This is a genomic window from Denitrobacterium detoxificans (assembly GCF_001643775.1).
GTDB classification, from domain to species: domain Bacteria; phylum Actinomycetota; class Coriobacteriia; order Coriobacteriales; family Eggerthellaceae; genus Denitrobacterium; species Denitrobacterium detoxificans.
Genome location: NZ_CP011402.1, coordinates 413,093 through 433,806 on the forward strand (window position 1 = coordinate 413,093; position 20,714 = coordinate 433,806).

15 protein-coding genes and 1 tRNA gene are annotated in these 20,714 nt (G+C 59.8%); all 16 read left to right on the top strand.

The features are described from left to right. Positions 1 to 27: 27 nt before the first annotated feature. The gene (locus AAY81_RS01670) at positions 28 to 1,293 is read left to right on the top strand and encodes a metallophosphoesterase family protein (protein WP_066660620.1); all 1,266 of its coding nucleotides are present in this window, start codon (positions 28 to 30) and stop codon (positions 1,291 to 1,293) included. Beyond that, the gene (locus tag AAY81_RS01675; RefSeq protein WP_066660623.1) at positions 1,286 to 3,505 is read left to right on the top strand and encodes an ATP-binding protein; all 2,220 of its coding nucleotides are present in this window, start codon (positions 1,286 to 1,288) and stop codon (positions 3,503 to 3,505) included. Before AAY81_RS01670 ends, AAY81_RS01675 begins: the two co-directional genes overlap by 8 nt. A gap of 93 nt (positions 3,506 to 3,598) precedes the next feature. Beyond that, entirely contained in the window at positions 3,599 to 4,894 is a 1,296-nt protein-coding gene (locus tag AAY81_RS01680; protein ID WP_066660626.1) for an adenylosuccinate synthase, read from the top strand. Between the two features lie 82 nt (positions 4,895 to 4,976). Next, positions 4,977 to 6,269, top strand: a complete 1,293-nt coding sequence (gene purD / locus AAY81_RS01685) for a phosphoribosylamine--glycine ligase (RefSeq protein WP_066660628.1) — start codon at positions 4,977 to 4,979, stop codon at positions 6,267 to 6,269. 74 nt (positions 6,270 to 6,343) lie between these two features. After that, positions 6,344 to 7,678 (top strand): coproporphyrinogen III oxidase family protein, encoded by a 1,335-nt coding sequence (locus AAY81_RS01690; RefSeq protein WP_066660629.1) that lies wholly within the window; start codon positions 6,344 to 6,346, stop codon positions 7,676 to 7,678. A gap of 134 nt (positions 7,679 to 7,812) precedes the next feature. Then, entirely contained in the window at positions 7,813 to 9,171 is a 1,359-nt protein-coding gene (locus AAY81_RS01695; RefSeq protein ID WP_066660631.1) for a cytochrome ubiquinol oxidase subunit I, read from the top strand. Positions 9,172 to 9,173: 2 nt separating this feature from the next. Beyond that, positions 9,174 to 10,187 carry a cytochrome d ubiquinol oxidase subunit II gene (gene cydB, locus AAY81_RS01700; protein WP_066660633.1) on the top strand — a complete coding sequence of 338 codons (1,014 nt, stop codon included), beginning with the start codon at positions 9,174 to 9,176 and terminating at the stop codon, positions 10,185 to 10,187. A gap of 21 nt (positions 10,188 to 10,208) precedes the next feature. Then, positions 10,209 to 11,543, top strand: a complete 1,335-nt coding sequence (locus tag AAY81_RS01705; protein ID WP_066660635.1) for a CHAD domain-containing protein — start codon at positions 10,209 to 10,211, stop codon at positions 11,541 to 11,543. Between the two features lie 140 nt (positions 11,544 to 11,683). Then, positions 11,684 to 11,759: transfer RNA gene (locus tag AAY81_RS01710), tRNA-Phe, on the top strand. 671 nt (positions 11,760 to 12,430) lie between these two features. Continuing rightward, complete coding sequence (locus tag AAY81_RS01715; RefSeq protein ID WP_066660638.1) at positions 12,431 to 13,729, top strand: DUF4013 domain-containing protein; 1,299 nt, start codon at positions 12,431 to 12,433, stop codon at positions 13,727 to 13,729. A 263-nt stretch (positions 13,730 to 13,992) separates the two neighbouring features. Further along, positions 13,993 to 14,991 (top strand): CHAP domain-containing protein, encoded by a 999-nt coding sequence (locus AAY81_RS10575; RefSeq protein WP_205630838.1) that lies wholly within the window; start codon positions 13,993 to 13,995, stop codon positions 14,989 to 14,991. A gap of 138 nt (positions 14,992 to 15,129) precedes the next feature. Further along, entirely contained in the window at positions 15,130 to 16,107 is a 978-nt protein-coding gene (locus AAY81_RS01725; protein WP_066660640.1) for a glycosyltransferase family 2 protein, read from the top strand. 5 nt (positions 16,108 to 16,112) lie between these two features. Then, the gene (locus AAY81_RS01730; protein WP_066660641.1) at positions 16,113 to 17,582 is read left to right on the top strand and encodes an ArnT family glycosyltransferase; all 1,470 of its coding nucleotides are present in this window, start codon (positions 16,113 to 16,115) and stop codon (positions 17,580 to 17,582) included. 128 nt (positions 17,583 to 17,710) lie between these two features. Next, positions 17,711 to 18,178 carry a 5-(carboxyamino)imidazole ribonucleotide mutase gene (purE, locus tag AAY81_RS01735; RefSeq protein ID WP_066660643.1) on the top strand — a complete coding sequence of 156 codons (468 nt, stop codon included), beginning with the start codon at positions 17,711 to 17,713 and terminating at the stop codon, positions 18,176 to 18,178. After that, positions 18,168 to 20,087 carry an indolepyruvate ferredoxin oxidoreductase subunit alpha gene (gene iorA, locus AAY81_RS01740; RefSeq protein ID WP_066660645.1) on the top strand — a complete coding sequence of 640 codons (1,920 nt, stop codon included), beginning with the start codon at positions 18,168 to 18,170 and terminating at the stop codon, positions 20,085 to 20,087. Before purE ends, iorA begins: the two co-directional genes overlap by 11 nt. A 1-nt stretch (position 20,088) precedes the next feature. After that, a complete protein-coding gene (locus tag AAY81_RS01745; protein WP_066660647.1) occupies positions 20,089 to 20,709 on the top strand; it encodes a 2-oxoacid:acceptor oxidoreductase family protein in 621 nt (206 codons plus the stop codon). Positions 20,710 to 20,714 lie beyond the last annotated feature (5 nt).

The window sequence follows — 20,714 nt, forward strand, 5'->3', positions numbered from 1 at the left end:
ATGGGACCGGTGCGCTAAACTCTTACCATGAGCAAGCGCATTACATGGATCCACACCGCCGACCTTCACCTGGGCGCGCCCTTCAGGGGGCTGCGTGCGCTTTCGCCCGCTTGGGCCGATCGCATGGTGGAGGCTATTCCCGAGGCGTTTGATCGTCTTATCGACCTGGCCATTCAGCGCGAAGTTGATTTCATGGCCATCGCGGGCGACATTTTCGATGCCGCGCAGCCGTCATATCGCGACGTGCTGCACTTCGCCGACGGCATGAAGCGCCTCTCCGATGCCGGCATTCCCGTGTATTTCTGCACGGGCAATCACGATCCGTATACCAGCTGGAAAAACTCCTACGTGCGCCTTCCCGAAAGCGTGCACATGTTTCCCGCATCGCAGCCAGGGTTCTTCTTGTACGAGCGCGACGGCGAGCCCCTGTGCGTGCTGGGGGGTCGTGGGTACTACAATCAGACGGTTTCGGCCGAGGAGAACCTGGCTGCGGGCATTACGAAGGCTGCTGCCCAGGCGGCTCTAGGCGTGGAAGCCCCCTTCGGCGTGGGCGTGCTCCATACGGGCTTGCATCTAGACAACATCAAGGCGCCCACCGATCCGCGCGAGCTTCGCGCCGCAGGATTCGACTATTGGGCGCTGGGCCATATCCACCAACCGTACTTCGACACGCCAACCGATCCCCATCTGGTCTTTTCCGGATGCATTCAGGGTCGCGACATCAAGGAGACGGGGCCGCGCGGCTGCTATGTGGTCACGCTGGAAGAGGGTGCCCCGAACCAGGCGGAGTTTGTTCCCCTGGCCAGCGTGGTGTGGCAGAAGCTCACGGTGGACATTTCCGAATGCGCCACGCTCACCGATTGTCATGACGCCATCATGCGCGAGCTGTTTACGGCGAACGGCCACGCCCAGTGCGAGGAAATGGTCGAACGCGTAACGCTGGTGGGCAAGACGCCCCTGCATCACATCCTGCGCCAGCCTGGCGTGGTGGAAGACCTGCGCCAGCAGATCAACGATGGGTACCCCGTCTTCTTCTGCGATGCCCTCATCGACCGTACGAGCCAGCCCATCGACCGTGCCGCCTTGGCGGCGGAGGGGCTGTTCCCCTCGGCGCTGCTCGCGCAGTCCGCTCGAATGGAGGATTCCGCGAACGACCAGGTTGATTACCTGCAGCGCGAATTCCTGGCGCATAGCCTGCAGCTCCCCTCGTCGTGCGTGCGGAATATTGACCGGCTCATACGCGAAGCCGAAGAGGAAGTGCTCGATTTGCTGGGAGGTCCCAACGATGACTAACCGGCTGGGAACGCATTATCTGAAGCGTGTGATTATGGATGCCTATGGCGCCTTCGCGCGGCGCGAGGTGGGCTCGTTTGTTCCAGGGCTGAACGTGGTGTTCGGTCCGAACGAATCGGGAAAGACCACGTTGGCCTCGGCCATTGGCGGCGTGCTGTTTGGCTGGCCCGACGCGCGTACCGAACGCAATACCTATCGTCCCGCTCATTCCGAGCGTGCCGTGACGCTCGAGTTCGCCGAAGATGGCGGCCCCGATGTCGTTCGCTGCACGCGCGTGCGTAATGCCGAGGGCATCAAGCCCGATCCGCACCCTTCAATCATTTGCGATATCGACGTTGAAACGTACGGAACGATCTTCTCGCTCGACTCCGATGAGCTTCGCAGCTTGGGGCATGTGGGAGACGTAACGTCGCGCCTGCTCACTGCAGGTGCTGGTACGGCATCCTCGCCGGCGGGCGCCGTGCGCGCCCTCAACGCATCGCTTTCCGATTACTTTTCGCGCGCTGCCGCGAAGGGCAATTCCATTGCCAACATACAGGCACGTCTCGATGAGGTTCGTGCGCAAGTGAACGAGGCCCAGGCCCAGGCTGCGCGCTATCGTCGCGAAGACGGCGAGATGGCCGAGCTTGCCAAGCGCCGCGTCGAGTTGCAGCGTGCCGTCGTTCGCTTGAACCAGGAGATCGAGTCGATTACTGCCCAGCGCGAGGCGCTTCTCCATGCTCAGGACGAATCCGAACGGCTTTCCGCCGACCTTGCCGCGCTTGATGAGCAAATGTCCCAGTTAGAAGCCGAGGAAGCGGAGCTCGAGGCCCGTCGTGGCGAGCGCTACCTGCGGCTCGATGCCGTGGAGGAACGCACGCTGCGCGAATCGCTCGACGACATGGCCGAAGAGCGGAATCGCCTGGAACATGGCGTTGCTTTGGCGAAGCAGGACTACGCGCTTTCGGTGGCGGGGCACGAGGCGTTGGAGGAAGCCGATGACGTGAAGCGCCTCCAAGAGCGCGCTACGCGCCAGAAGCGCCTGCAGGTCGCCCTTTCCGCAGTATTGCCCATCTTGTTCGCCGTGGCGGGTACCTACGTGTTCGTGCGCGGTCGTCATATTTCCAGCCTCTCCATCACCGTGCTTGGCGTTGCGCTGGTGTTTTCCGCCGTCATTATGGCGCTTGCCGCCATCGTCATGCTCTTCCGTCCCAATCGCATGGAGGAAGACGTGGAAGCACGTTTGCGCGACTCTCAGCTGGTCATGCAGAAGGACAAGCGCAAGCTTCAGGTGAGCGAAGAGGCGCTGTCCGAACATAACCGCAGGGTAGACGAGTTCCTGGCCGAAGCGGGCATGCAGCGCGCTCGGGGTAGCTTGCGTCGCGCCCGGGCCTTGCTCGACGAGACGGGCGAGCTGCGAGCTCAGGCCACGCTGCTCGACCAGCGCCGACAGTCCATCGAATCTCAGCGCGCCTCGATCCAGAAAGCGCTTGATCGCTGCTCGTCCGATAGCCAGAATGCCTTTTCCGCGTTGGGACAAGAGGGCAGCGCTCCGCTCTCCGTCATCGATGAGCGCCTGCGTTTGCGCACCGAACAGCGCGATGCGCAATTGCGCACGATGGAAAGCGTCAATGCCCGGTATGGCGAGCTTTCCGCCACGTTGGGGCAGGCGCGTCATGCCAAGGCGTTTGACGAGGCGAAGCTTGCCCAGAACATGTTGCGTACGCGCATGCAGGATGCCCTGGAAGATTACGCGCGTCTGCTTCTGGCGCGTCGCATGCTGGAAGAGGCCATTGCCTCATGGGAGGGCGACAGCCAGCCAGCGGTGTACCGCCAGGCATCCGAGCTGTTCTCGCTCATGACCGATGGCGCCTGGTCGCAGGTGCGCATCAGTCGCGAAGGCGCACTCGAAGCGGTGCGCGCGAACGGTGAGCCATGCGCCATCGAGGTGCTTTCTCTGGGCACCTGCCAGCAGTTGTACCTTAGCCTGCGCATCGCCCTGCTTATGACGGCTCGCAATGTGGGCGTGAACGTGCCCATCGTTGCCGACGACATCCTGGTGAATTTCGATGCGTCGCGCAGGAAGGGGGCGGCCCGTGCATTGGCGCTTCTGGCAACGCGCAGGCAGGTCATCGTCCTCACGTGCCACAGGGAAGTTGTAAGGCTTATGCAGGATGTCGCCAGCGATGCTCATGTGGTCGAGCTGTCATATATAATGGGCGATTGTGCATAGCGGGTTAGGCACGCGGCGTTATCAGCCCAAACGCAGGTGTTTGGGGCGCTCGCGAAACGCATCCCGCATTTTCTTCTGAGGAAAGGAAGTATCATGCCCAGCACCGTGCTCGTCGGCGCCCAGTGGGGCGATGAAGGCAAGGGCAAAATCACCGATCTCATCTCGCGCGATTTCGATTACGTCGTTCGCTACCAGGGCGGCAACAACGCCGGCCATACGGTAATCCATGGTGACAAGAAGCTCGCGCTGCATCTTATTCCTTCGGGCGTTATGTACGAGGGGATCACGCCGGTTATCGGCAACGGCGTCGTGGTCGACCCGCGCGTGCTCGTCGATGAGATGGCGAAGCTCGAGGCGCAGGGCATTTCCTGCGAGCATTTGGTCATTTCCTGCGATGCGCACGTCATCATGCCCTATCACATCGACCTTGATGGCGCTTCCGAAATGCGCTTGGGCAAGAACGAAATCGGCACGACCCGCCGCGGCATTGGCCCCTGCTATCAGGACAAGGCCGCCCGCACGGGCATCCGCATTCAGGACCTGCTCGACGAGCATATCTTCCGCCAGAAGCTGGAAACGGCGCTCGAGCTGAAGAACCAGATTCTGGAAAAGGTGTACGGCATGGCTCCCTACACGGTCGACCAGATCTGCAACGAGTACCTTCCGTATGCTGAGATTATTCGACCCCATATGGCCGAGACCGCTCAGCTGCTGAACTCTGCGCTGGCCGAGGGCAAGAACATCCTGTTCGAAGGCGCGCAGGCAACTCTGCTCGACATCGACCATGGTACGTATCCGTTCGTTACCAGCTCCAGCTGCTGCGCTGGCGGCGCATGCATCGGCACGGGCGTGGGCCCGAAGGCTATCGACCGCGTCATTGGCATTTCGAAGGCCTACATCACGCGCGTGGGCAGCGGCCCGTTCCCCACGGAGCTGTTCGACGAAGACGGCGAGGCCCTGTGCGAAATCGGCGGCGAGTACGGCGTTACCACGGGTCGCAAGCGTCGCTGTGGTTGGTTCGATTCGGTTATCGCTCGCTACGCGGCCGATTGCAATAGCCTCACCGACATGGCGCTCACCAAGCTCGACGTGCTTTCCGCGTTCGACACCATCAAGGTGTGCGTGGGCTACGAGGCCGACGGCAAGACGTACGATTATTTCCCCATGCAGCAGTCGGCGCTTTATCCCAACCACGTGAAGCCCATCTACGAAGAGCTTCCCGGTTGGAAGGGGCAGGACATCACCGGTTGCCGTTCCTTCGAGGAGCTGCCCGAAAACGCCCAGGCCTACGTTACCTATCTCGAGGAAAAGGTTGGCGTGCCCATGAGCATCATCGCCGTAGGCCCCGACCGTGACCAGACGATCTTCCGCGGCTGGCAGTCGAAGTAATTGAAACGGCTTCGTTTCCCTGCGGAACGAAGCCGTGTGGTATGTTCACCTATTATCGTGAATGAAAGAAGGAGCTAACAACATGAACATCGTGGTACTGGGTTCCGGTGGACGCGAGCACGCCATTTGCTGGGCGCTTGCTCGTTCGCCGCGTTGCAGCACCCTGTATGCTGCTCCCGGCAATGGTGGCACGGCCCAGGTAGCCGAAAACGTTTCCGGCCTCGACATTACCGATGGCAATGCCTTGGTTGGCTTCTGCCGCGATCACGATATCGATATGGTGGTCATTGGCCCCGAGGCTCCGCTCGTAGCGGGTGTGGCCGACGTGCTGCGCCAGGCGGGCGTGCTCGTGTTTGGCCCCAGCGCTCAGGGTGCCCAGCTCGAGGGTAGCAAGACGTATAGCAAGCGTTTCATGCTGGACAATAACATCCCCACGGCCGCGTATGGCACGTTCACCGACGCCGCTTCGGCCGAGCAGTACGTGCGCGACATGGGCGCTCCCATCGTGGTGAAGGCCGATGGCCTGGCCGCGGGCAAGGGCGTTATCGTGGCGGGCGACGTGGAAACCGCCGTCGATGCCGTGCGCAGCTGCTTCACCGGTGCCTTTGGCGAGGCTGGCAGCCGCGTCGTCGTCGAGGAATGCCTTACGGGCCCCGAGTGCTCGCTGCTGGCGTTCGTTTCCGGCGGCAAGGCCTTCTGCATGGCCACTGCGCAAGACCACAAGCGCGCCTACGATGGCGACCTGGGCCCGAACACGGGTGGCATGGGCGTGTACTCTCCTGTGCCCATCGTTACCGACGAAGAGCTCGCTGCCATGACGAAGGTCATGGAGGATGCTGCGGCTGCTACGGCGCGCGAGCCGTTTGAGCAGGATTACCGTGGCGTGCTCTACGGCGGCTTCATGCTCACGCCCCAGGGCCCGAAGGTCCTGGAGTTCAACGCCCGCTTCGGCGATCCCGAAACGCAGGTCATCCTTCCGCGTCTCCAGGGCGACCTGGTGAGCATCATGGAGGCCGTTGCCAAGGGCGCTCCTCAGGAAATTGAACTTTCCTGGCGCGAGGAATGGGCCGTGTGCGTGGTTCTGGCCAGCCAGGGTTATCCTGGCGCCTACGAGAAGGGCAAGGTCATTCTGGGCATTGACGAAGCCGAGCAGCTTCCGGGCGTTACGGTGTTCCATGCGGGCACCACGTTCAACACCGATGGCGAGCTGATTACCAACGGCGGTCGCGTGCTGAATGTCGTTGCCCTGGGCAGCTCGTTCGAAGAGGCGCGCGAGCGTGCGTACGAGGCATGCGACTGCATCAACTTCGAGGGCAAGCAGCTGCGCACCGACATTGGCGCGAAAGCCGCAGCGGGGCGCGCTTCCTGGGACTAGCCCGCATCATAGGGGGGTACTCAGAGTAATTGAGGGGACGCGTATGCGTCCCCTGTGTGTGAAAAGGATTGGCAATGCTCGAAGAACGAATTCTCTCACGTGTCATTCGTGGATGCATGGATGACTTCCTGAAACTCTCCCCGTGCAAGGAGCACGACATTCCGGGCCCTCAGCCGGGTAAGCGCTATATGCTCTATATGCATATTCCGTTCTGCGAGCGCCTGTGCCCGTATTGCTCGTTCAATCGATTCCCCTTTGCCGAGGATCGCGCAAAGCCGTATTTCGAGAACCTGCGCACCGAAATGCGTATGCTTGCCGACAAGGGCTACGACTTCGATAGCGTCTACATTGGCGGTGGCACGCCCACCATCATGATCGACGAGCTTTGCAAGACGATCGACCTGGCTCGCGAGATGTTCTCCATCAAGGAAGTCTCCAGCGAGACGAATCCGAATCACCTCATTCCGGAATACCTGGAAAAGCTGGAAGGTCGCGTGCAGCGCCTTTCCGTGGGCGTGCAGAGCTTCGATAATGGGCTGCTCAAGCAGATGGGGCGTCTGGAAAAGTACGGTACCAACGAAGAGATCTTCGAGCGCATCAAGGTTGCCTCGCCGTACTTCCAATCCATGAACGTTGACATGATCTTCAACTTCCCCGCGCAGACCGAGGAAATGCTCATTACTGATCTGGCCTACGTGCTGGAAAGCGGTGCGACGCAGACCACGTTCTATCCGCTCATGGCATCTCCCTCGGTGGAACGCTCGCTTGCTGCTACGGTGGGTGCGGTAGATTATAGCCGCGAGGCTCATTACTACGACATCATCTGGCATGCCCTTACCGAAGGTGGCTTTGACATGTCGAGCGCCTGGACGTTCGATCGCTCCGCGGGCGACATGATCGACGAATACGTGGTCGACTACGAGGAATACCCTGCGCTTGGTTCGGGTGGCATTACGTATCTGAATGGCAAGCTGTACGTGAACACCTTCAGCGTTACCGATTACAACGAGCTCATTCCTGCGGGCAAGCTTTCCGTGAAAGACGAGCAGACGTTCTCGCTGCACAATCGCATGCGCTACCGCTTTATGATGCAGCTCTTTGGCCTGCGCCTCGACAAGAAGCAGTTCAAGGAGGACTTCGGCATGTCGGTCGAGCGTGGGTTGCCGGCCGAAATGGCCTTCATGTCGGCCGTGGGCGCCTTCGACGTCAACAACAGCGACGAGATCACGCTTTCCCCCAAGGGCCGCTACCTGCTGGTTGCCATGATGCGCCAGTTCTTCATCGGTGTGAATAACCTGCGCGACCAGGCGCGTGCCAAGCTTACCGGCTTCGAGCGCGATCTCATCTTCGGCGACGGCAAGAATTGCGCCGCCGCTCCCGAGATTTCGGTGGGTTCGCCTCTTCTCTAGCGCTGGCTTCAATAGGGTTGCCTTTTGCGGCGTAACGGTTATCCGTTACGCCGTTTTCATTTTTACCCGTATGAATTGTGCAGATTTCGTGATAATCTGAACGGTAGCATCCAGGTGGGGTGAAGGGGGTAGGGATGGACGTTGTCGTCTTGTCGCGGTTCCAGTTTGCGTTCACCGTGGCATATCACTTCTTGTTTGTGCCGCTATCCATTGGCTTGGGCCTGATCATGGCGCTTGCGCAAACGCGCGCGTATCGTTCGGGCGATGCAGCCGACCAGGCTTCGGCGCGTTTCTGGGTCAGGCTCTTTACCACCACGTTTGCAGTGGGCGTAGCTACGGGCATTACCATGGAATTCGCCTTCGGCACCAATTGGGCCGACTACTCGCGCTTCGTGGGTGACATCTTTGGCGCGCCCTTGGCGGCAGAGGCTTTGTTCGCCTTCTTTCTGGAAAGCACCTTCCTGGGCGTGGTGCTCTTTGGTCGTGACAAAGTATCCCCGAAGTTCTATCTAGTCGCGTCGTGGCTGGTGTGGGCTGGGTCACTGCTTTCGGCGTTGTGGATTCTCATTGCCAATTCGTGGATGCAGACTCCTGCGGGATATGAGATCGCCGCCGATGGCAGCAAGGCCGTTCTCACCGATTTCTGGGCTGCGGCGTTCAATCCCTCGGTGGTGGCGCGCTATGCACACACCATCATCGCCCTCATCATCATGGGCGCATTCGTGGCCATTGCCATCGGCGCTTACCATATGCGCAATGGCAAGGGTGACTTCGGGAAGAAGACCCTGGCAACGGGCACGGTTGTCGCCATCGTCGCCTGCGTTCTCATGATCCCCGCGATGCATCAGCAGGCTGTGGTGGTTGCCAACGAGCAGCCCGAAAAGCTTGCCGCCATGGAAGGTCAATATGAAGAGGGCCCCGTGGGAATGTACGTCTTCGGCTGGGTCGACGAGGCAAACGAGACGGTGGTCGGCATCGAGGTTCCCATTGGGGGCATGACGTCCATTCTGGCGTCGGGCGACCCTTCCACCTCGTATATTGGTCTTCATCAGGTGCAGGCTAAATATGGCGAGACGGCTCCCGTGCAAATCGTCTTTCAGGCGTACCACCTCATGGTTGCCATGTTTGGCGCGATTGGGGTGTGGATCATTCTTTCCCTGGTGGCCACCCTGCGCGTTCGCAAGGGCGCGGAACCCTCACGCGGGTTACTCAAGGCGCTCATGTTTGCGCCGTTGTTTCCGTTTGTCGCCATCCAGACGGGTTGGATGGTAACCGAAGTCGGCAGGCAGCCATGGATCGTTTGGGAGGAGCTGCGAACCGCTGATGCGATCTCCCAGTCGGTTGACGCCACGCAGCTGCTCATCACCATCGCCCTGTTCGTCTTGGTGTATGCCTTCATTTTGGTGATGTACCTGCGCGTTGCTCTGGGCATCATCAAGGAGGGTCCCGTCACCGCCGCCATAGAATCGTCCGAGGCAAAGGGGGCGAACTAGCCATGACGTTCCTTCAAGTTCTCTGGTTCATTCTCATCTTCGTTCTCATCGCGGGGTACTTCGTGCTGGATGGCTTCGATTTGGGCGTGGGCGTGCTTTACCCATTTCTGGGCAAGAGCGACGGCGAGAAGGCGTTGCTACGTCGCGTTATCGGCCCGGTTTGGGATGGCAACGAGGTTTGGCTGCTTACGGCGGGTGGCGCGTTGTTTGCCGCGTTCGCGCCTGCGTATGCATGCACGTTCTCGGGGTTCTACCTGGCCATCATGCTGGTTCTGTTTGGCCTGATCGTGCGTGCCGTGTCCTTGGAGCTCTACGCTCATGACAAGGGCAATGCGCATATCTGGGATGCCCTGTTTTTCGTGGGCAGCTTGCTTCCGGCGCTTTTGTTCGGCGTGGCCGTGGGAAACGTCATCGAGGGCATCGTTTTGAATGCCAATGGCGACTATACGGGCGGGTTCTTTGCCTTGCTCAATCCGTTTGCGCTGGTGTGTGGCGTGCTGGGCCTTGCCCAGTGCTTGCTTCAGGGCGCGGCGTGGATTGCGCTGAAGACGCAGCCTGGCAGGTTGCATAGTCTCGCCGTCGCGTTGCGGAAGACGCTTGCGTTGTCTGTGTTGGTGGTATTCGGCCTGGCAACTCTTGCGTACTTTACGCTTGGCGCCTCGGCTGCAGCGGGTAGTGTTCCTTTTGCCGCGCGTATCGCATGCGTCTGCGTAATCGTGTTGCCCCTCGTGGCGTGCATGCTTCTGCGCAATGCGAGCGACCTTGTCCAGTTTGCTCTTTCGAGTCTTGCATGCGTGGGGCTGGTGGCCCTGACCGCCACGACGTTGTTCCCGAATATCGTTCCGGCAACCGATGCAGCGTTGTCCATCACAGTGGAGAGTGCGGCTTCCAGCGACGCTGCGCTGGGTGCCATGACGGTCATCACGTGCATTGGCCTTCCGCTGGTCTTGCTTTATCATTTCCTTGTGTATCGTTCGTTTGCCGGTCGCGTTTCCAGTGATGACGCGGCGGAATGAGCCTCGATGGGACAATGATTCATGGATAAGATACTCGTGCTTGTGCGGCATGGGAAAGCGCAAACGCGAAACCAGGACATACCCGATGAACAGCGCGAGCTTACCGAAGCGGGAAGGCGCGCCTTGCGTGCGCATATGCCGCTTGTAGCCCGTCGTTTGGATTTCGAGGGCGTGGTTCTGGAGCCCGCGCAAATCTGGACGAGTCCCGCCGAGCGTGCGGTGGGCACGGCCGAAGAGCTGCTTGCTTCGCTGCAGAACGAGGGCTTGCCCATCGAGCCAGAGATGCGCCCTTGCACGTCCTTGCTGGGGCAGAACGAGGATATGTTCCTGGAGGAGCTGCGCAACACGTCATCGCGCGTGGTGTATGCCGTGGGCCATAACCCCATGATCGAAGACATCGCCGAGCGCCTGACGGGCGTTCATCTGCCTTTCGCTACGGGTGGTATGGCGGCAATCCGCATTTCCTGGTCTGCGCATGCCGCTGTGGAACAAGAGCCCGATACGCGTTTGCTGTGGTTCGTGCAGGGTCCCGAGGCAAAGCGCTGGAAGACGCTCATCGAGATGGAGCACAAGCTGAAGTCCGCAAACGAGACGGTTCACAAGCGGCTTATCTCGTTTTTGGCCGACCCTTCCGATGTGGAGACGATGCACAAGTTTCGCGTGTCCATCCGCACGTTTCGCAGTTTGCTTGCGTTCGTGCGCCCCTTCCAGAAGAAGGGGCAGAATGCGTCCATGCAGGATGATCTGCGCGAGGTTGTGCGGCTGACGTCGCGTCTGCGCGAGCTTGACGTGCTCTATGCGGAGCTTGCCGAACAGGAGGGCATAGACCAGGGCCTGCTGAGCGCGGTGAACATCCAGCGCAATGACGAGCGGGGCAGAGTGTATCGCCAGCTCCACGGCAAGAAGGTGCGCAAGCGTCTTAGCCGCGTATCGGCAGAGGTGAATCGTATCGAATGGAAGCGGCAGTATTCGTGGGGCGGTCTTCCTGCGGGTATTGTGCAGAAGCGCTTCAATGGCATGGTTTCCGATATCTATGCACGGTTGGGGGCTCTGCATATCGAAGACGCTGAGGAAACGCATACGGTGCGCAAGCGCGCCAAGCGCGTGCGCTATGCGGCCACCCAGTTTGCCGACATGCTTACGGCCGACGCCGCGGATGTGTCCGTTGCCATGGAAGAAGTCCAGGATAGCCTGGGCGCTTTGTGCGATGCCCGCGTGAATGTCGAGATCGTCGACGACTTTCCCGTGGTGGGGCTTTCGGAAAGCGCATTGCGCGACCTTATGGAGTTCTATGAGAAGAACCGTCGTTTCGTGTTAGCGTCCACCGGTGGCATAGAGGATGCTCCGCGAGGGTAGGGCGTTGCCGTTGCTCCCTTGTTCATGGGCGCGTAGATGCTGCTAATCGTGTGCGCTTCGTGAACGAAAAATCCCGCTTGACCGACTGCGGGGTGATGGGTATAATTTCAACTCGCGCTTCGATGAGGCGTCACATAACTGGTCGGGTAGCTCAGTTGGTAGAGCAGGGGACTGAAAATCCCCGTGCCGAGGGTTCAAGTCCCCCTCCGACCACCATGATCGTGCAGGCCCCAGCAATGGGGCCTTTTTCACGTCCGTAAACCCCGTAGGGACTTGAACCCTGCGAAGGGCGAACGCGCCAGCGGCGCGTTCGGGGCCGAGCGCCGCGACAGCGGCGGGCGAGGCCTGCGGGTTCCGAAGGAACGCGCCCAAGTCCCCCTCCGACCACCATGATCGTGCAGGCCCCAGCAATGGGGCCTTTTTCACGTCCGTAAACCCCGTAGGGACTTGAACCCTGCGAAGGGCGAACGCGCCAGCGGCGCGTTCGGGGCCGAGCGCCGCGACAGCGGCGGGCGAGGCCTGCGCGCGATTTGGGCAGAATCGGCCGGCAAAATGTAAAAAATGTCGCGTATTACACATTGGTCGGCACCCGAGCTGCCGCATGAAAAAAGCGACCTGGGGAAACGCTGATTCGGGTATGGGGGATGGCGTCATTCGGTCCATCAGAGAGACAAAACAGGGGTTATTCGTGTGTAAAACGCGACATTTTTGCAAAAACGGTCCTCGATTTTGCCCATTTTGCCTTTGGCTCCTGCCTGGCTGCTCCGTTTGAACAAACAAGTCCCCGTTCCTACTCAACTTGTAGTATCTTTGCCGCGGAAATACCGAGTTAGGAGACAATTGTTTATAATAGGCGCACCTGTAGATGCAAGGATAGGAGTTATTACATGCAGGCAGGATACTTTTCTACCGCATGGGCGGATATCAAGTCCACGCAAGGGTGGTTCGGCAAGATGTGCTTGCTCGCGCTGCTTCAGTTCGTGCCGGTATTCGGCCAGATCGTGCTGCTTGGCTATGCGTATGGCTGGGCGCGTGATATCGCGTGGAACGTGCATAAGCCGCTTCCCGCGCGCATTTTCGCAAACGAAGACGGCAAGCTGTACCGCCGCGGTTGGTTCCTTTTCCTGGTTGCGCTGGTGATTTCGCTCGTCCCCATGGTCTTCCTGATCATCTCGGACGTACTTTCCGCCACCTCTTCGGTTGCGTCGTACGCGTCCTATGGCGTTAATGCCGGCGCCGGTGCCGCAGCAGGCTTTTCCATGCTGTTCTACCTGATTTACCTGGTGGCTACGTTCGCCGCTATGTTCTTTACCTGGGTGGGCTCGATGCGCGCTTCCATTTACGACAACATCAGCGCGGGTCTTCAGTTTGGCCAGATCTGGAAGATGATGCGTCGCGATGGCGGTGGCCTCTTCCGCATCTTCGGCATGAACCTCATCTTTGGTCTTATCTTCGGCATTATCCTGTTCGTCCTGAGCATGATCGTGTTTGCAATCTGCTTCGCATCGGTTGCGCCTCAGATCGCTTCCCTGGGCGGTTCTCCGTACTACGATTACTCGTATCCGTATAGCGTTACGGGGTCGAACCAGTTTGCTGCCGTTCTGTCTGCCATTCTGCCTATGCTGGGCATTCTGTTCGTGTTCATCATCATTCTGGTGTACATTTGCTGCGTGTTCGATTCGTTCATGGCCATCCTCACCGCCCGTGCGCTGGGCTATTGGACGCGTCAGTTCGACGTTGCCCAGTGGGGTGCTCAGGCCGACCCCATGCCCTTTGAGGCTCAGCAGCAGGCTCCGTACCAGACGTACCAGCAGCCCTATCAGGCTCAGCAGCCTCAGGCCCAGCCCGTGCAGCAGCCCCAGGCTCAGCCCACGCAGGCCGCTCCCGTTGCTCAGCCGACCCAGCCTGCAGCCGCTCCCGTGGCACAGCAGGAAGCCCCGGCGGCGCAGCCTGCTCCTCAGGTTGCTCCCACCACGCCCGTGGTTGCTACGGCTCCCGTGGTGGTTCCTGCTCCCGAGGCCCCGGCAGCTCCTGCGCCTGAAGCTTCGGCTGCGGAACCTGCCGCCCCTGTCGTCGAGGCCCCGGCCGTTCCCGCTCCCGCAGCGGAAGAGGCGAGCGCGCCGGCGCAGCCTCAGAGTGCTCCTGCCGAAGGCGAGTCCAGCGAAGGCAGCGCTCCCACGGCGTAAGCACCCATAGGCACATTGCCCTCATAGCGTTCAACGCCCGCATGCCTTGGGTATGCGGGCGTTTTTGCATGCGGCGGCATCGGAATTGCTTTTGTTGTGATTCGTTTTCGTTCCACAACATATGGTGTTCGCATGTGAAGACTGTTTGGTGCGTCTCTGAATAATGCTCTGGTCATTCGGGTCGGCTAACCGTTAACGCTACAGTTTCCGAAGTTGCTAAACGCCGACTACACATGCACCCTAAATGAAAGAAGAGTCGACGCATGAAGGTACTGTACGCTAAGCACGTGCGGCCAGCGCAGCGTAATCGCCTCGTGGCGATGCTGGCAGCCTGTATTCTTGTTTGCGGTTTGGTCTTTGCCTCGACCACGCCGTCTTCCGCGCATGCCAACGCGTCCGCGGGCATTCTGAACAATGGGCTCGATGGTATTACCATCGACATCAATTCCGATCCGTATGCCTATTTCGCCACGAAGCGTTCAGGCGAATATGCCTATGGCACGCAGGGATGCGCTTGGTTTGCCAGCGCGCGCATCTGCGATCTTACCGGCATCGACGTGACCATTTGGAGCGGCAGCAATTGGTATTACTCAAAGTATGCCGACTATGGCTTTTCGACCGGAACGTCGGTTCCCACGGGCAAGGCGCTTGCGTGCTTTACCGATCACGTGCTGGTTATCGAAAATGTTTCGGGTGACACTTACACCATTAGCGAAGGCGGCATGAGCAGTGCCGGTTCCGAACATGGCTACTGCCAAATTACCACTATGAGCAGGGAAGACCTGGAATCTGCGAGTACGCGTGGTTATGGCAGCTTCTTGGGGTACGTGTACTTGGGCGTGAACTTCCCCTCGTGCGAATCGGGGTCCATGTTCCGCCTGTACAATCCCAATTCCGGCGAGCATTTCTATACTGCGAGCTCGTCCGAGCGCGACAATCTGGTAGTGTGCGGCTGGACGTACGAGGGTGTTGCCTGGAACGCTCCTTCGAGCGGCTACGAGGTGTATCGCCTGTACAACCCCAATGGCGGCGATCATCACTACACCATGAGCGCGGAAGAACGCGACTGGCTGATCGGGCTTGGCTGGCGCTATGAGGGTGTGGGTTGGCATTCCGACACCGCGCAGACCACGCCGCTCTATCGCCTGTACAACCCCAATGCCGAAACGGGTTCGCATCACTACACCATGAGCGTCGAAGAGCGCGACGGATTGGTTGCGCTTGGTTGGAACGACGAGGGTATTGGCTGGTACGGTCTGTAGCCACGATGGCGAAGCTACGGTATCGGGCTGTTTGCCAGGGTTCGTGGAGCCCCGCGCTCGATGTTGAATTATGATATTCACGTTTGTTGGTGCTAGGGGTCCGCGCATTGCGCGACGCTGGGTGCGGGAAGGAATGGTATGGCCGCCAAGCCCATTATCTGGATAATTTCGCCTTGCTATAACGAAGAGGACGTCCTTCCGTATTCGCTCGAGACCTTTACACGCAAGATCGACGAACTTGTAGAACGCGATCTCATCTCTCGTCAGAGCCGTGTATGCTTCATCGACGACGGCTCGCGCGATAATACATGGCGCCTTATCGAGGAGGCCTCGCAGGCCGACCCGCGCGTGATAGGAATCAAGCAGAGCCGCAATCGGGGACATCAGAACTCGCTGCTCTGCGCAATGATGGAAGCGCGTGGCAAGGTGGATGCGGTGGTGACCATCGACTGCGATGGCCAGGATGACGTCAATGCTATCGACGAGATGGTCCTGCGGTTCCTCGATGGCGACGATGTCGTATATGGCGTGCGCTCGAATCGCGATTCCGACACGCGTATGAAGCGCGGATCGGCGCAGTTCTTCTACCGTCTCATGAATGCCATGGGCGCTGAAACCGTATACAATCACGCCGATTATCGCCTGCTCAGCGCACGGGCCCTCGACGGGCTTGCCGAATATGGCGAGGTGAACCTATACCTGCGAGGCATTATGCCGCTTGTGGGACTGCCCCATAGCACGGTTGAGTACACGCGCGACGAGCGCGTTGCCGGCGAGAGCCATTACCCTCTTAGGAAGATGCTCCACCTTGCCTTCGATGGCATCACGAGCTTTTCCATCAAGCCCGTGCGCATCGTGTCGATGCTCGGCATCATCTTCAGCCTCGTTGGCCTTGTGGGCGTCATCTGGGCAATTGCATCCTTTTTCCTGGGTTCCACGATTTCCGGCTGGTCTTCGACGGTGTGTATCATTTGCACTATTGGCGGCATCCAGCTTGTGAGCGTTGGCATTATCGGAGAGTATCTGGGCAAAGTGTATCTGGAGGTCAAGCGCCGTCCCCGCTATCTGGTCGAGCGACGTACGTGGGATTCAAGCGCGCGCGAGTATAGGGGCTAGTCATAATGCAGGGAGGTTCGCGTAAGGGCACGAGCGTACTCTGCCGCTTGAATTCCGTTTTCGAGTCGCGCGTTGTGGACGTCGCGCTTCCCGTTATCTGCACGTTGGTGTACTTGTCGTTCGCCTTGTCGCTGAGCGCGTACGAAACGCCCGACGAGCCCCTTCGCGAGGCGCTTTCCCTGTTCATCCTTCAGAATGGAACGCTTCCGCTGGGCCCCGAACCTTCTATCGTCAATCCTATCTGGGGCTTTTCATACGCGTATACGGCATATGGCCCTTCGTTGGTGGCCGTTCCATTTCTGGCGATTGCCTCCTTGTTTACCCACGACCTTATCGTGCTCACCATCGTCGTGCGTTTGGTGAACGTCTTGTGCGGTGGCATATGCATATGGGTGACGCTTCGTATCGGGCGGCGTCTCTTCGATAGTCCCGTGTATGCCGTATTGCTTGCCGTGTTCGTGGGTTTTACTCCTCAATTCGCGTTCATGTCCTCGTATCTCAATAACGACGTTCCTTCGGCGCTTGCGTGCGCCGTGATCATCTTGGCTTGGGTGCGAGGTCTGCAGGACGGATGGGATGTGAAGACCTGCGCGCTGCTGGGTCTGGGAATCGGTCTGTGCGCCATTACGTATTACTTTGGCTTCGGGTTCATCGTCCTTTCCATCGTCGTGTATGGCGTGAGCGCGTTTCGCGCGCATGCGCGGGAGCAAGTTTCCGTGAAGCGTCTGCTTGCGCTTGCGTTGCTGGTTTTCGCCGTGGCGATGCTCGTAGGCGGCTGGTATTACGTGCGCAACGCGTTTATCTACCAGGGCGATATCTTTGGATTCGGGCCCCGCAACGAACTGGCGGAGGCGTGCGCGCAAGTGGGCTTCAAGCCAAGCGACCACGTAACGCCGCGGAACCTGGGTTGGTCCGTGGGGCAGATGCTGTTCGAGCCGTGGGGCGAAATCATCTGGTGGAAGTGGACGTTCTACAGCTTCTTCGGTTTGTTTGGCTATATGAAGCACATGCTTCCCAATGCCATGTACGGCGCATATGGTGTTGTTGTCTTGCTTGCGATTCTGGGAGTGGCGGGTTCCAAAACGATCGCCGTGCGGGGAAGGCTTCTGCTCCCGCTTGCGCTTGTGGCAAGCGTGCTCTTTGCGGTGGCGTTTGCGGTTTACTATTCTTGGTCGGCTGATTACGAGCCGCAGGGGCGCTATCTTTATTCGGCATTCGTTCCGGTGATGATCTTTGCCGTATGCGGCGTTCGTCTTGCGTCTCGAGGGCTGTCTTGGCTGGTCCGTGCAGTGTCGAGCCGATGGGCGCATCGTGCCGCGGAGGGCGTTGACGCCATCGTGCGCGTTGCACTGCCACTCGTCGTTGCGGTGCTGTATGTCGTTCTGTTCGCTCTTGCCGTGCACGTGGGCCTTTCCCATTGCCTTCTTGGCGCCGATTTCAATACCGATCTTGCTCCGTTCGCGCAGGGGTTCTAGGCGATACGCGTAGGGTTACGCCGTATGGTTTGGAGCCTGTCTCCATACGTCGCACTTTCGCGCGCTGGAGTGCCTTGCAATGCTAGAATGGCAGGCAGTATCTACATTCTGGCGAAGGAGAATAGCGCATGGCAGACGTAACGCCCGTCGTAGGCATCATCATGGGCAGCAACAGCGATATGCCCACCATGGAAGCATGCATGAAGCAGCTCGACGAATTCGGCATTCCCTATGAGGTAAAGGTGGCAAGCGCTCATCGCAAGCCGCTCGAAGTGCACGAATGGGCGTCCACGGCCGAGGAGCGCGGTATCCGCGTGATCATCGCCGCAGCTGGCAAGGCTGCTCACCTGGGTGGCGTCGTTGCCGCTTACACGCCGTGCCCCGTCATTTGCGTCCCCATGAAGACGAGCGATCTGGGTGGCCTGGATAGTCTGCTCTCTATGGTGCAGATGCCCAGTGGCGTGCCCGTTGCTTGCGTTGCCATCAACGGCGCCAAGAACGCCGCCATCCTCGCGCTCCAGATGCTGGGCACGGGCGATGACGAGCGTCGTGCGCAGATGGCTGCCTACAAGAAGGACATGGCAGATGCCAGCTAAGCTGCTCATGGCCAACGAGGCGTTCGCGTATGCTGCCCTCGAGGCGGGCGTGAACGTCGTAGCGGGGTATCCGGGCACGCCGTCCAGCGAACTCGTGGAAACGGTGGCGAAGCTGCATTCCGCGGGCGTTGCGCAGGGCGTGCACGTGGAATGGTCCACCAACGAAAAGGCGGCGCTCGAGCTTCTGGCTGGCGCGTCCATGAGCGGCGCGCGTTGCCTGTTTACGTGCAAGCAGATGGGCATGAATGTTGCCAGCGATGCGCTCATGAGTTTGAACTACGTGGGCATTCGCGGGGGCCTTGTGCTGTTCGTGGCCGACGATCCCGGTCCTATTTCCAGCCAGACAGAACAAGACACGCGTCGCTACGCGAACTTTGCGAAGGTGCCCGTGTTCGACCCCAGTACGCCCGATGAGGGCTATGCCATGATGAAGGAGGCCTTTGAGGTTTCCGAAAAGTATGGCACGCCCGTCATCGTGCGCCCCACTACGCGCGTGAATCATGCGAGCACGTTTTTCGACGTGCCCGCGGAAACGCATGCACGCCCCATTCCCGAAGGCGGTTTCCAGCGCAGCGACAAGTGGATCATCTTTCCGCGTCGCGCCTACCAAGCTCATGGGGAAATCAACGAGCGCCTTGCCGCCATTGCCGAAGAGCAGTCTGGGGGCGCGTTCAACCAGATGGAGCAGCGGGGGAGCGCTCCCGTGCGAGGTATCGTTGCCGGCGGCGTAAGTAGCGCGTACGTGCGCGATGCGCTTGCCATGCTGGAGGGCGAAGCCCAACATGCGGGTAAGCCTAGCCCGGAATATCGCTTTCTGCATGTGGGCACGCCGTTTCCGTTCCCCGAAGGGAAGGCGCTGCAGTTTGCAGAGGGCCTGCAGGAAATCATCGTCTTCGAAGAGCTCGATCACGTGCTCGAAGACGAGTTCCTGAAGCTTGCGGGCAAGCATCATCTACCGTATGCCGTGCATGGCAAACTCGATGGTCGCACGCTCGATCGTGGCGAGAATGGCATCGACGACGCGCTCGCTCGCCTGCGCGCGTTCCTCGCGGCGGACGATGCGCGCCCCGAAGAATCCCCGATGGAAAGTGCGAACGAGGCGCCTGAGGCCATTCAGCCGCCCATGCGCCCGCCCGTGTTGTGCGCGGGCTGCCCGCATCGTGGCGCGTTTTATGCCGTGAAGCGTGCGGTGGGGAAGCGCCCTGCCGTGTTCTGCGGTGATATCGGTTGCTATACGCTGGGCAATGCGAAGCCGCTTGAGGCCATCGATACCTGCCTGTGCATGGGTGCGGGCATTACCATGGCGCAGGGTTTTGCCGTGGCCGAGCCTGATAGGAAGTGCATTTCGTTCGTGGGCGACTCCACGTTCTTCGCCAGTGGCATTACGGGTGTCGCGAATGCGGTCTACAACCAGCACGACATTACCGTGTGCGTGCTCGACAACGCCACTACGGCCATGACAGGTTCCCAGCCGCATCCTGGAACGGGGCAAACGCTCATGGGGCCAAAGACCAAGCCCATCAGCATCGCCGAGGTGTTGCATGCGCTGGGCGTGGAATGCATCGTGCGGGCGAATCCGCTTTATGCCGAAGAGGCTATGGAGGCTGCGCGGGAAGCTATTGACTTTCCGGGGCCGTCGGCCATCATCTTCGAATCGCCTTGCATGCAGCTCGTGCGTCCCGAAGCGCCTGCCACGGTAGACGAATCGGCGTGCATTGGGTGCAGAAAGTGCCTTACTACGCTTGGATGTCCTGCTATGACCTGGCGTGATGGTGTAATGCGCATCGATGCTACTCTGTGCTATGGATGCGGTCTGTGCGTGGATGCCTGCCCCGTGCAGGCTATTGCTTCCCCCGTGCGCGAGGCTGGCCAGGTGCCCTTCGCCGCATTTCGGAAGGGGGCAAAGTAGCATGCTTAACGTGCTTATTGCTGGTATTGGCGGCCAGGGCTCGGTGCTCGCTGCGAAGATTCTCGCCCAAGCCGCGCAGAATCGCGGCTGGCAGGTGCGTACCGCCGAAACCATCGGCATGGCGCAGCGAGGCGGCAACGTAACGTCGCACATTCGTATGGGCAGTAATGGCGAGGCGATTCACTCCTCGCTCGTGGCGCATGGCCAGGCCGACCTTGTCATTGCGCTCGAACCGGGCGAGGGCGTGCGCGCTCTTCCGTATTTGGCGCCCAATGGCCTTATGGTTTGCGCTTCCACGCCTATTCCCTCCGTGGCTACCAGCTTGGCGGGCGATGTCTATCAGGCGGGTGAGCTGCTTTCCCACTTGCGCTCCCATGCGGCCCATTTCGTGCAGGTCGACGAGGCTGCCATCTGCGATGCGGTGGGTAGCCGCAAGGTGGCGAATGTGGTCATGCTTGCCGCTGCCGTCATAAGTTCCCGCAGCTGTCAGGCGGGGCTGGGCGATGCCATTGACCTGGACGAATTGACGCGCGCACTGGAAATGTGCGTGAAGGAGCGCTTTATTGCGCTAAACTGTTCCGCAATTGAACTGACGAACCAGGCGCTTTCGGGCGTCGAATAGACCAA